Here is a 12,945-nt window from a genome sequence, read left to right as displayed (position 1 = left end):
AGTAAACAGCCATCAGCTTGACGCTCACCGAGGGTGGTTTTCTCCTGATTCTTCATGTGACTGTACCCAAAATGATCATATGTCGTATGAGAACATTTCAGACGGCTAAATTCTCTTTTTTGCTCTATTTGGGTAGAAAGAATGACATACAATCTCTTCTCTCAAAACACGACGTTAAATCAAGATATATGAAACAACAAGAAAATAATTCCAGTTAAAATATTTAGTTAACATAATAATATTATTGTATATACAAAAAAGAACGCCCTTTAAGGGCGCTCCTCATTTTTCACATTAGAACAAAGAAAGCTGGTTTTGATCAGGAAGTGCTTCTAAGCAACCTTGACGATCCAAATACTCAAGGATGGTCTTAGACACTTTTCCTCGTTTTTGTAAATCTTCTTTTGAAAGGAATTCACCATCTTGGCGTGCGCGTACAATATTTAACGCAACGTTTGTTCCGAGTCCAGGGATGGAGTTGAATGGCGGGATTAGCCCGTCTCCATCAATGATAAACTCAGTGGCACTTGACCGGTATAGGTCTACTTTTTTAAAGTGATAGCCTCTTTCACACATTTCAAGTGCAAGCTCTAGTACAGTTAATAGGTTCTTCTCTTTCGGTGATGCATCAAGACCTTTTGAGTTAATATCGTCCATGACCGCTCGAATCGCATTCGATCCTTTTGTCATCGTTTCGATATCAAAATCATCAGCACGAACGGTAAAATAAGCCGCATAGTACAGAAGTGCATGGTGCACCTTGAAATAAGCAATCCGAACGGCCATTAATACATAAGCAGCCGCGTGGGCTTTAGGGAACATGTATTTAATCTTTTTACAAGAATCAATGTACCAGTTCGGTACGTTATTATTCTTCATTTCTTCTTCCCATTCAGGAGGAAGTCCCTTCCCTTTACGAACAGATTCCATGATTTTAAAGGCAAGTGACGGCTCTAAACCTTGATAAATCAGATAGACCATAATATCATCACGACAGCCAATCACTTCGCTTAGTTCACACGTTTTATTATGAATCAGCTCTTGGGCGTTGCCGAGCCATACATCTGTACCGTGAGATAGACCAGAGATCTGAACAAGCTCCGAGAAGGTGGTCGGTTTTGTATCCTCAAGCATCTGACGAACAAACCTTGTGCCAAACTCTGGGATCCCAAGTGTTCCCGTTTTACATCCAATTTGTTCTTCTGTGACACCGAGAGGTTCCGTTCCTTGGAAGATTTTCATGACCTCAGGATCATCTGTCGGAATCGTTTTTGGATCAATTCCGCTCAAGTCCTGAAGCATCCGAATGACCGTTGGATCATCGTGTCCAAGAATATCTAGTTTCAGCAAGTTATCATGGATTGAATGGAAATCAAAATGCGTCGTTTTCCAATCAGAACCTGTCGCATCTGCTGGATATTGTATTGGTGAGAAATCGTAAATGTCCATATAATCCGGCACGACGATAATACCGCCTGGATGTTGGCCTGTTGTCCGTTTGACGCCCGTACAGCCCTGTACGAGCCGGTCAATTTCAGCACCTCTCATATGAAGGTTATGATCTCCTGCGTAGCCTTTCACATAACCATATGCCGTTTTTTCTGCAACGGTACCGATTGTACCTGCGCGGTATACATACTCTTCACCAAACAACTCTTTCGTATAGTTATGGGCAATCGGCTGATATTCTCCTGAGAAGTTCAAGTCGATATCAGGCACTTTATCTCCTTTAAAACCTAAGAACGTTTCAAACGGAATATCGTGTCCGTCTTTTTTATACGGCGTCCCGCATTCAGGACAGTCTTTATCAGGAAGGTCAAATCCTGAGCCAACCGATCCGTCATTAAAGAACTCAGAGTGCTTGCAACTTGGACATACATAGTGCGGCGCAAGCGGGTTTACTTCTGTAATCTCTGTTAATGTCGCAACGAGAGATGAACCAACTGATCCCCTTGAACCAACTAGATATCCATCATCAAGTGATTTCTTAACAAGCTTATGAGAAATTAAATAAATAACAGCGAAACCGTGACCAATAATACTCTTTAATTCTTTCTCAATCCGGTCTTCTACAATTTTCGGTAAATCGTCACCGTAGATGCTACGAGCCATGTTATAGCTCATTTCCCGAATTTCTTCATCTGCACCTTCGATTTTTGGTGTATAAAGATCGTCTTTGATTGGTTTAATACTTTCGACCATCTCAGATACTTTTTGCGTATTCGTCACGACAATCTCTTTCGCCTTCTCGTCTCCAAGGAAAGAGAATGCTTCTAGCATTTCATCAGTTGTTCTAAAATGAACTTTTGGCAGTTCATGACGATTCAGCGGATTCGCCCCGCCTTGTGATGAAATTAAGATTTTGCGATAAATTTTGTCTTCTGGATGCAGGTAGTGCACATTTCCAGTCGCCACGACTGGTTTATTCAGTTTTTCACCAAGTTTCACAATGTTTGTGATGATCTCTTTTAATGCACGTTCATCCCGAACAAGCTCCAGCTGGAGTAAATGCTGATACACTTCTGGCGGATGAACTTCTAAATAGTCGTAAAATGCGGCAATGTCTTCTACCTCATCAGGTGACTTCTGCATCATCCCTTCAAACACTTCACCCTTATCACAAGCAGACCCAACAATTAAACCTTCTCGATATTTCTCAAGCTGTGAGCGAGGGATACGCGGCACGCGGTAGAAATAATGAATATGAGAAAGTGAAACAAGCTTAAATAAATTCTTTAGACCCGTCTCATTTTGTGCAATCACGGTTGCATGGTAAGGACGTGAGCGCTGATACGCATTGGACTGTCCCATGTTTTCATTCAATTGATCGTGGTAAGCAATCTCTTTTTCAGCCGCATCTTTTAGCATCTTCAGCATGAGGTAACCAGTTGCTTCTGCATCATAAATCGCCCGGTGATGCTGCGTGAGTTCAATATCAAACTTTTTACACAGCGTGTTCAGCCGGTGATTTTTAAATTCAGGATAAAGGAATCGGCCGAGTTCTAGTGTATCAATGACAGGGTTTGACGCTTTATCTGTTTTTAACAGGCGCTTATATGCTGCATTTAAAAAGCCCATATCAAAGCTCGCATTGTGAGCAACAAGGATATCTTGTCCAATCCACTCTTTGAAATCTCGAACAACATCGACCACATCTGGTGCATCTCTCACCATGTCATCCGTGATACCGGTTAGTTCAATGGTTGTTGCTGATAACGGATGATGAGGGTTTGCAAATGCCTCAAAGCGGTCAATGATTTCCCCGCCTTTGATTTTCACAGCTGCAAGCTCAATGATCGTATCATACACAGCAGAGAGTCCCGTTGTCTCAACATCAAATACGACAAACGTCGCATCTTCTAACAAGCGGTGCTCTGGATTATACGCAATCGGCACCCCGTCATCGACTAAATTGATTTCCACCCCGTACATCATTTTGATGCCATGCTTTTTACTTGCTGCATACGCATCTGGAAAGGATTGTACAACGGCGTGATCTGTCAGGGCAATGGCCTCATGCCCCCATTTTTTTGCTTGTTCAACAAGTCTACCGATGCCAGTGACAGCATCCATCTGGCTCATTGGCGAATGCAAATGAAGCTCAACACGCTTTTCTCCCTCTGGTGCAGTATCTTCTTTCAGCTGAGGTTTCATTTCATTGACGTCATTTGCGATCATGACAAGATCTCTCACAAACGTATCGTTTTGAATGCTTCCTCTTGCTTTGACCCACATCCCTTTTTTCAAGGATTTCATGAGCTGAGCATCTTCTTTTTCTCTCGCAAACATTTTGATCAAAATACTATTCGTATAATCGGTAATTTTAAAGATACAAAGGGTTCTGCCGCTTTTTAGTTCGCGCGTTTCTGCATCAAACACGTATCCTTGGACGGTGATTCGTCTTTCTTCGTCCATAATACTATCAAGCGTACGTATTTCTTCATTGTCTTTGATTTGATAGCCAATCATCAGTGGGCCAGAAGGAGCTTCCTCTTGATCCTCACTTTCCTTCTTCTCCATCTCAACAAGGGCTTGCATGGCTCTTTCTTGATCTTCAGCAAGTTTTTGTTCTCTGAACTTCTGAATCTCTTGATCTGATACAAAAATTTCTGTATCAAATTGAAGTTCTGGAAAACCGACTTGTTTAAATGCAGCCTGAAGCATTGGGCTATATTTCTTCTTGATGGCCAGAGCCTCAGTTTCGCTTTTTGTTTTGATGATGATCTTATGTCCAGACAGCACTGGTTTTTGCTGTTGAAGCAAGCTGATGATTGGGGGAGAAATTCCTTGAAGCTCTTCCACACAATGTGACCAATACGATTGAACGAGCTCTTCAGATATGTGCGGATCATTGACTTCAATCGTACAAGTGACTTGTGCGATATGAGAAAATGCATTTGTCAGCCTGCTTAAAAACATTGCATATACTTTGTAAGGCAAAAGTGCCTTAAATTTAAAAAGAAAATGCCACGTTTTTGCCGCCTTATGCACCGTCAATTTGACGATCTCGCCTTCTTCAAAGTAACGGCTGAGGTCATCATCTGTCATTTGAATCTGATTGAGTAATATATGAAATTGCCGCCGGGTAATCGGTAATTGTTCATCCAAGACAGGACCCTCCTTTTGCAAATCAGAAAGGTACCTCTTTTTTGCAGGAGGTACCTTCATTTTTTTGTTCGTTTTTTATGCTTGGCGTATAAATGAAATCAGTTCATCAACAGATACTTCGTGTGATTCACCTGATTTTCTGAATTTCACTTCGACAATTCCTTCTTCTGAACGTTTCCCGCAGCTAATGCGAATTGGCAGTCCAATTAAGTCACTGTCGGCAAATTTGACGCCTGCACGCTCTTGGCGGTCATCGAAAAGGACTTCATAGCCCTCTTCCTGTAAACGCTCATACAGCGTTTCAGCCAGTTCCTTTTGTGCATCGTTTTTCATATTTAAGGCAAGTAGATGAAGATCATATGGCGCAACTGTTTCTGGCCAAATAATCCCCTTGTCATCATGATGTTGTTCAACAATCGCAGAAAGGGTTCTAGAAATTCCGATGCCATAGCAGCCCATGATCATTGGCTGCGCACGTCCATTTTCATCGAGGTATGTTGCATCCATTGCCTCTGAATAACGTGTGCCTAGCTTAAAGACTTGTCCTACTTCAATTCCTTTTGCGAACTGGATTGTACCTTCACCATCTGGAGAAACGTCTCCTTCTTGAATCAAGCGAAGATCTGTATATTCCTTCACTGATAGATCACGAGCAGGATTAACATTGACATAGTGATAATCCGATTCATTTGCACCTGCAACTGCATTTGTCATTCCTTTTACAGCGTGGTCTGCATAAATCGTTACTTCCGCTTCAAGCTTCACTGGTCCAACAAATCCTGGTTCTGTTCCGATCACGTCTAGTACTTCCTCACGTGAAGCAAGCTCTACAAGCTGTGCTCCAACTAAGTTTTTCACTTTCACATCATTTACTTCATGATCGCCTCTTGTCAGGACAAGTACATACGCATCGTCCGCTTTAAACAAGACAGATTTGATACATGTAGAAGGATCCACTTCTAAGAATGACGCAACATCTTGTATCGTCTTCACCTGCGGCGTGTGTACTTTCTCGAGTTCTTTGAAGTCCGCAGGGTTTGCTTCTTCTCCGTGATACACAGCCTCAGCCATTTCAATGTTCGCAGCGTAGGAAGATGTGTCAGAGTATGCGATTGTATCTTCTCCTACTTCTGACAGTGCCATAAACTCATGTGTATCTTTTCCTCCCATTGCCCCAGAATCGGCAATGACGGGTCTAAAGTTAAGACCTACTTTTGAAAAGACATTCGAGTAAGCTGTAAACATTTTGTTGTATGTGTCATCAAGGCTCTCTGGTGAAGAGTGGAATGAATAGGCGTCCTTCATAATAAATTCACGTCCGCGCAATAACCCAAAGCGAGGTCTTTGTTCATCACGGAATTTAGATTGGATTTGATAAAGTGTCAAAGGAAGCTTTTTATACGATTTGACTTCACTGCGTACGAGTGATGTGATCACTTCTTCGTGTGTTGGGCCAAGTGCAAACTCGCGGCCGTGGCGATCTTTCATACGCATGAGTTCTGGACCGTATGTATACCATCTTCCTGACTCTTGCCACATTTCTGCTTGCTGCAGCACTGGCATTAACAGCTCAGCTGCACCCGCCTTTTCCATTTCCTTGCGAACAATGGATTGAATGTGCTGAATCACTTTATGTGCTAGCGGCAGATAATGATAGATACCGCTCGTGTTTTGTCTAATAAATCCAGCTCTTACTAATAGCTGATGACTTTTTGCCTCAGCATCTGCCGGCACCTCTCGAAGAGTTGGAATGAAAGTCAGGGATTGTCTCATGTCGTTACACCTCATTTAAGAAATAGGACTTCTCACAAAAACTCTTGTTTCCCAGAATGAGAAACAAGAGACATTGGTTTTTATAAAAATAATCGCTGGATGTCATTCCATGTCACTACTAGCATTAATAGCATGAGGAACGCAACACCAATGAAGACAACAAGTGCCTCTTTCTCACGATTAATTGGTTTGCCGCGAATGGCTTCAACGAATAGGAAAAGTAATCTTCCTCCGTCTAATGCAGGAATCGGTAATAAATTCACGATCCCTAAGTTGATACTAAGAAACGCAGCAAACTGCATTAATGTTAACACACCTTGTTTCGCTACTTCTCCTGTCATGTCATATATTCCAACAGGACCTGCAAGCATATCTAATGAAAATTGTCCTGTGACAATCTTTTGCAAGTTCGTTAAGATAAGACCTGCTGTAGATATCACTGTCGTTCCTGAGGATGAGATGACTTTGAGAAAGCCATTTTCTGTTGGCGGGTAAGAGCCAAAACGGCCAATGGTTTTTCCTTCGGCCTTCACAGCTTCCGGTACAACTTGAATGGTGCTTTCTTTACCATCTCGGTCAATGACGACATTCATTTTTTTATCTGGGTTCTTTTGAACCGTTTGAACAACGTCTGTCCAAGAATTCATTTTATCCCCATTAATTGAAACGATATGATCTCCCTGCATAAGCCCAGCTTGCGCTGCCCGGCCGTCTTTTGTCAGCTTACCAAGTACAGGATCATCCACGGTTACACCTTGAATAAATCCTAAAGCCACTAGAATCACATATGCCAGGATAAAGTTCATAATCGGTCCAGCTGCAATGGCTTTAATACGCTGCCATACTGTTTTTGAACCAAACTGACGGTTGTATGGCGCAATTTGAATTTCTTCACCATCTGCAATATAGAAGCTTGTTTGGCTTACATTGTAGCCAGTCAGAATGTCTTCATTTCCAGCCTCATATCCTGAAATTCTCATCGCATGATCTAAATCAATTTGTTCAACTTCAATGACAAGTGCATCAGGATATTTCTCTTTATCATTTAAAATGATTTTTTCTACTTCATTTTGCTCATTGAATAAGAGCCCCACTGTATGACCCGGTTTAATTTCAATGACTTCAGGGTCTTCTCCAGCCATTTTAACAAATCCGCCGATTGGCAGAAGTCTGATGGTATAGACGGTTTCTTTTCGTTTAAAGGAGAAAATCTTCGGTCCAAAACCAATTGCGAACTCGCGGCATAAAATGCCTGCGCGCTGCGCCATAATTAAATGGCCAAGCTCGTGGAAAAAAACGAGCGTTCCAAAAATAATAATAAACGCAATCACTGTATTCACGAACATACCACCTTATGCGAGGATTGATTGAACAAAGTCTCGTGTATCTTTGTCCACTTCATGGATATCTTGCAAACTAGGCGTTGAAATCACATGATGTCTGTTCAGTGCCTTTTCAATCAATTCTTCAATTTGCAGGAACGTTACTTTGCCTTTTAAAAATGCATCAACAGCTATTTCATTGGCTGCATTAAGCACAGTAGGCATTGTCCCTCCTATTTTACCTGATTCATAAGCAAAATGTAAGCAGCGATACCTGTCAAAATCCGCTTTTTGGAAATTTAATTGTCCAATCTCCCAAAGGTTTAATGATTTCGCTTCTTTTAATGGCGCTCTATCAGGATAAGTGAGCGCGTATTGAATCGGAACCCTCATGTCAGGTGTACCTAACTGAGCCATGACACTTTTATCATGGAATTCCACCATGGAATGGATGATGCTCTCTTTATGTAACAGCACATCAATTTGATCGTATGGGATATCAAACAGCCAATGCGCCTCAATCACCTCAAGCCCCTTATTCATCATGGTCGCTGAATCGATCGTGATTTTTGCGCCCATGGACCAGTTCGGATGATTCAGCGCTTCTTCTACCGTTACACCTTCAAGCTCCGTGCGTTTTTTATCTCGGAAACTGCCGCCTGAAGCTGTGACGATTAAGCGTTCAATGTTTTTAGCTTGTTCACCTTGCAGGGATTGAAAAATAGCGGAGTGTTCACTATCGACAGGAAGTAAAGGCACGTCATACTTTTTGGCGTACTCTTTTACTATATGACCAGCTGTCACAAGTGTTTCCTTATTTGCAAGTGCGATCGTCTTTTTTTGTTCAATGGCTTTTAATGTCGGCACAAGTCCGACACTTCCTACTAGTGCATTGACCACAACATCCACTGCATCATAGGTCGCTGCTTCGATGTTTGCTTCATCACCCGCAGCCATTTTGACATCGTATTGAAATGAATGACCTTTTAACGTGCGATAGGTCGCTTCGTCTACACATCCAACAAATTCAGGCTGAAATTGTTCAATGATAGGGATGGCCTTGTCTATATTTCTGCCAAACGTCATCGCTTTCAACTTGAATTTGTCTGGATGCTGCCTGATCACATCTAATGTTTGTTCTCCAATTGATCCTGTTGCGCCTAATAGCGAAATATATTTCAAATTGCCACTCCTTCTCTCGTTCAATTAGTTTCTATGAGGTTAGCTAGCAAACGTGGCCAGCAATAAATATAAAAACGGCAGAACGAATAAAAAGCTGTCAAACCTGTCCAAAATTCCGCCATGACCTGGGAGTATTGTCCCTGAATCCTTCACATGGTAATGACGCTTTAAAGCAGATTCCACAAGGTCGCCAAGCTGTCCAAAAATACTGAGCAAAAGAGTAATAAACATAACAAGCAGATATGATGGCAAAAATCCTGTAACCGCCTGGAACACAAGTGACAGCACGACCGCTGTGACGATTCCGCCGATAAATCCTTCTACTGTTTTGTTTGGGCTGATCTCTGGCCAAAGCTTTCGTTTCCCCATAGATTTCCCAATAAAATAGGCACCTGAGTCAGTGGACCAAATAATCACCGCTGCGAAGAAGATCGCACTCATGCCATACAAGCCTCTAATTTGAATAAAATAATAGAAACTAACGCCAATATATAATGTGGCTAATATAACAAAAGCAACCTCATCGAATGTGAAAGAGTTTTTGCTCAGAACTGTATAAGTTAAAAGGATTAAGACTGCAAATAAAGCAATCTGCATTTTTGATGCGTCTACGTTCGGGAAGAAGCTATTTTCTCCGCCCATTAAAAGCCAAAGCAATATTAAGCTGACAATGCCAGGAAAGCTGAAAATCGAAATCTTTTTCATTCTAAGAAGCTCAAAGAGAGCGACACTTCCCATTAAATAAATCAGCAGGGTAAACGGCATTTGTCCATAAATCACTGCAAGTAAAAACACTGCAGCTGCCAGAACACCCGTCAAAATTCTTTGTTTCATCTGCACCACCCTCTAAATTCCACCGAACCTCCGGCCGCGGCGCTGGTACTCTCCGATAGCGCCTATGAGATGCTCATCAGAAAAGTCAGGCCAAAGCACATCCGTAAAGACAAACTCACTGTACGCAATTTGCCAAAGCATAAAGTTGCTTAATCTAATTTCTCCACTCGTGCGAATAAGCAAATCCGGATCTTGAAGAGATTCTGTCATTAAATACGCTGAAAACATCTCTTCTGTGATGTCTTCTGCTCGAAGCTTGCCTTCTTTGACTTTTTCAGAAATTTGTCTGCATGCAGAAATAATTTCTGTCCGTCCTCCATAATTGAGCGCAAAATTTAAAATGAGTCCGTCATTATTCGCCGTACTCTTCACTGCGTTCTCTACCGCTTTTTTCGTATGCTGCGGGAGGCCGTCTGGATCACCTGTTAAACGTACACGGACATTTTCCTCGATGAGTTCAGGCAGATAGATGTTTAGAAACTCTTCAGGAAGCTTCATTAAAAAGTCTACTTCTAGTTTTGGACGTTTCCAATTTTCTGTAGAGAAAGCATACAAAGTCAGCACTTTGACATTCAGCTCATTTGCAAGCTTGGTCATGCGCTTGACAACTTTCATTCCTTCATGATGTCCTGCTACCCGTGGAAGTGCACGTTTCTTCGCCCATCTTCCATTCCCATCCATGATAATGGCGATATGTTCAGGAATTTCTCCATTTAATATGTCTTCTTTTGTCAGGCTTTCTAAGTTGGAAGCTGCTGTTTGCTGATTCTTCCAATTTTTGAGTATATTGAGCATGAGATTCCTCCATCACCCAAAAAGGTTGCGTTCCCGCTAATAATATAGTCCTCAACAGTATTAACAAAAAAACCCCCTGTAAACATGAAGAGGGTCTTTTCACTATTATCTATTGTACATAGTTTTTTCTTAAACTTCCATGATTTCTTTTTCTTTATCTTTTGTCACTTCATCAATTTTAGCGACATATTCATCTGTCAATTTTTGAACATCCTCTGTAGATGATCTTAATTCATCTTCAGTGATCTCCCCATTTTTCTCTAGCTTTTTCAATTCATCGTTTGCATCACGACGAACGTTACGAACAGCTACTTTTGCTTCTTCTGAGTATTTTCTCACAACTTTTACAAGTTCTTTACGTCTTTCTTCTGTTAGTGCTGGGATCGCAATACGGATCACGTTCCCGTCACTTGTTGGTGTGATACCAAGATCAGACTTTTGGATCGCCTTTTCGATATCACCGATCGCTGTTTTATCGTAAGGTGTGATAATCAGCATACGTGCTTCTGGCACTGTAATTGACGCAATTTGGTTTAGTGGTGTTTGCGCACCATAGTAATCCACTGTTACTTTGTCTAAAAGGGAAGCATTAGCTCTGCCCGCACGGACAGTTGCTAGTTCACGTCCGTATGCTTGAACGGCTTTTTCCATTTTTTCTTTTGTTTGGTTCAACACTTCTTTTGACACGTTATTTCCCCCTCACGATCGTTCCGATTGATTCGCCATTGACGGCACGTTTAATATTTCCTTCTTCCATAATAGAGAAGACGATTAATGGAATGTCATTGTCCATACATAATGAGGACGCAGTAGAATCCATTACAGCAAGCCCTTCTTTTAGTACATCAAGATATGAAAGCTTATCATATTTTACTGCATCCGCATCTGTACGAGGATCAGCACTGTAGACACCATCTACATTGTTTTTCGCCATTAAAATGACATCTGCTTCAATTTCAGCTGCACGAAGTGCTGCTGTTGTATCAGTAGAGAAATAAGGGTTACCAGTACCTGCAGCAAAAATCACGACACGTTTCTTCTCAAGGTGACGGATCGCTTTTCTTCTTATGTATGGCTCTGCAACCTGTCTCATTTCGATAGAGGTTTGTACTCTAGACTGAATGCCAAGCGTTTCTAGGCTGTCTTGTAATGCCAATGAATTCATCACTGTTGCAAGCATTCCCATATAGTCTGCTGTTGCCCGGTCCATTCCTAAGTCACTGCCTGTCTTACCACGCCAAAGGTTTCCTCCGCCTACAACGACTGCAACTTCAACATCAAGTTCTGCAATTTCTTTTACTTGCTTTGCAATTGATTGAATGACAGTTGGGTTAATTCCATTTCCAGCATCACCAGCTAGTGCTTCTCCACTTAGCTTCAGTACAATGCGATTATATTTCGGTTTGCTCATGATAACCTCCAAGTGTAAACTATACCGTCTCTTATTATGCGTAAGAAACCGTCTTTTGTAAATCAATATCCTCTAAAAAATAGGGAACACAGTGCTTGTGCTCCCTAAAAAAGCCCCAGAGAGCTTTTCAAACATTATTTTTTCACTTGGCTCATGACTTCTTCAGCAAAGTTGTCTTGACGTTTTTCGATACCTTCGCCCACTTCATAGCGAACATAAGTTTGAACAGTTGCGTTTTTCGCACCTACAACTTGTTTCACTTTTTCATCTGGGTTTTTAACGAATGCTTGGTCAAGTAAGCAAATTTCTTCGAAGAATTTGTTTAGACGGCCTTCTACCATTTTAGCAACGATATTTTCAGGCTTTCCTTCTTGAAGCGCTTGTTGTGTTAATACTTCACGCTCACGGTTTGCTTCTTCTTCAGACACTTGGTCACGAGAAATGTATTTAGGGTTTACAGCAGCAACGTGCATTGCGATGTCTCTCGCAAGCTCTTCATCAGTTGTTCCGTTAAGAACCGCTAATACACCGATGCGTCCGCCCATGTGTAAGTAAGAACCGAATGCAGCGTTATCTTCTTTTGTGATGACTGAGAAACGGCGCAGTGTAATTTTTTCTCCGATTTTCGCAATTGCAGAAGTAATATGTTCTTCAACTGTTGAACCATTTTCCATTTTAGAAGCATGTGCTTCTTCAATTGTTGCAGGTTTCGCAGCAAGTAAATGATCAGCAAGTTCGTTAAGAAGATTTTGGAATCCTTCGTTTTTCGCAACGAAATCAGTCTCAGAGTTCACTTCTAGGATAACACCAGTGTTGCCGTCAGTTTTAATAAGAGTTAATCCTTCTGCCGCAATACGGTCTGCTTTTTTCGCAGCTTTTGCGATCCCTTTTTCTCTTAGAAGATCGATTGCTTTGTCGATGTCACCATCAGTTTCTGTTAACGCTTTTTTACAGTCCATCATACCTGCACCAGTTTTTTGACGCAGTTCTTTTACTAATTGAGCAGTAATTGCCATTTTA

Annotated in this window: 9 protein-coding genes; all 9 read right to left on the bottom strand. The window is 41.6% G+C overall.

The features are described 5' to 3' along the window. Positions 1-294: 294 nt before the first annotated feature. The gene (locus NSQ52_RS08180) at positions 295-4,548 is read right to left on the bottom strand and encodes a PolC-type DNA polymerase III (RefSeq protein WP_253718760.1); all 4,254 of its coding nucleotides are present in this window, start codon (positions 4,546-4,548) and stop codon (positions 295-297) included. 135 nt (positions 4,549-4,683) lie between these two features. Further along, the gene (locus NSQ52_RS08175; protein ID WP_327878335.1) at positions 4,684-6,381 is read right to left on the bottom strand and encodes a proline--tRNA ligase; all 1,698 of its coding nucleotides are present in this window, start codon (positions 6,379-6,381) and stop codon (positions 4,684-4,686) included. Between the two features lie 80 nt (positions 6,382-6,461). Then, positions 6,462-7,727 carry an RIP metalloprotease RseP gene (gene rseP, locus NSQ52_RS08170; protein ID WP_007499546.1) on the bottom strand — a complete coding sequence of 422 codons (1,266 nt, stop codon included), beginning with the start codon at positions 7,725-7,727 and terminating at the stop codon, positions 6,462-6,464. A gap of 6 nt (positions 7,728-7,733) precedes the next feature. Next, the gene (gene dxr / locus NSQ52_RS08165) at positions 7,734-8,885 is read right to left on the bottom strand and encodes a 1-deoxy-D-xylulose-5-phosphate reductoisomerase (protein WP_017359078.1); all 1,152 of its coding nucleotides are present in this window, start codon (positions 8,883-8,885) and stop codon (positions 7,734-7,736) included. Between the two features lie 39 nt (positions 8,886-8,924). Then, the gene (locus NSQ52_RS08160) at positions 8,925-9,719 is read right to left on the bottom strand and encodes a phosphatidate cytidylyltransferase (protein WP_007499550.1); all 795 of its coding nucleotides are present in this window, start codon (positions 9,717-9,719) and stop codon (positions 8,925-8,927) included. A gap of 12 nt (positions 9,720-9,731) precedes the next feature. Continuing rightward, on the bottom strand, positions 9,732-10,514 hold the full coding sequence (locus tag NSQ52_RS08155) for an isoprenyl transferase (RefSeq protein ID WP_007499552.1): 783 nt from the start codon (positions 10,512-10,514) through the stop codon (positions 9,732-9,734). Positions 10,515-10,643: 129 nt separating this feature from the next. Then, the gene (gene frr, locus NSQ52_RS08150) at positions 10,644-11,201 is read right to left on the bottom strand and encodes a ribosome recycling factor (protein ID WP_008344764.1); all 558 of its coding nucleotides are present in this window, start codon (positions 11,199-11,201) and stop codon (positions 10,644-10,646) included. A gap of 1 nt (position 11,202) precedes the next feature. After that, positions 11,203-11,925, bottom strand: coding sequence for a UMP kinase (gene pyrH / locus NSQ52_RS08145; RefSeq protein ID WP_008344767.1), 723 nt, complete (start codon positions 11,923-11,925; stop codon positions 11,203-11,205). 134 nt (positions 11,926-12,059) lie between these two features. Then, positions 12,060-12,941, bottom strand: a complete 882-nt coding sequence (tsf, locus tag NSQ52_RS08140) for a translation elongation factor Ts (RefSeq protein WP_007499558.1) — start codon at positions 12,939-12,941, stop codon at positions 12,060-12,062. Between the last annotated feature and the right edge of the window lie 4 nt (positions 12,942-12,945).

Source organism: Bacillus sp. FSL W8-1141 (assembly GCF_038593205.1).
GTDB lineage: Bacteria > Bacillota > Bacilli > Bacillales > Bacillaceae > Bacillus > Bacillus altitudinis.
This window is presented reverse-complemented; position numbering and strand designations above follow the sequence as displayed.

Coding starts and splice junctions, on each gene's coding strand:
- NSQ52_RS08160 (WP_007499550.1), bottom strand. CDS start 9,719: ATGAAACAAAGAATTTTGACGGGTGTTCTGGCAGCTGCAGTGTTTTTA.
- rseP (WP_007499546.1), bottom strand. CDS start 7,727: ATGTTCGTGAATACAGTGATTGCGTTTATTATTATTTTTGGAACGCTC.
- NSQ52_RS08180 (WP_253718760.1), bottom strand. CDS start 4,548: ATGACAGATGATGACCTCAGCCGTTACTTTGAAGAAGGCGAGATCGTC.
- pyrH (WP_008344767.1), bottom strand. CDS start 11,925: ATGAGCAAACCGAAATATAATCGCATTGTACTGAAGCTAAGTGGAGAA.
- tsf (WP_007499558.1), bottom strand. CDS start 12,941: ATGGCAATTACTGCTCAATTAGTAAAAGAACTGCGTCAAAAAACTGGT.
- NSQ52_RS08155 (WP_007499552.1), bottom strand. CDS start 10,514: ATGCTCAATATACTCAAAAATTGGAAGAATCAGCAAACAGCAGCTTCC.
- NSQ52_RS08175 (WP_327878335.1), bottom strand. CDS start 6,381: ATGAGACAATCCCTGACTTTCATTCCAACTCTTCGAGAGGTGCCGGCA.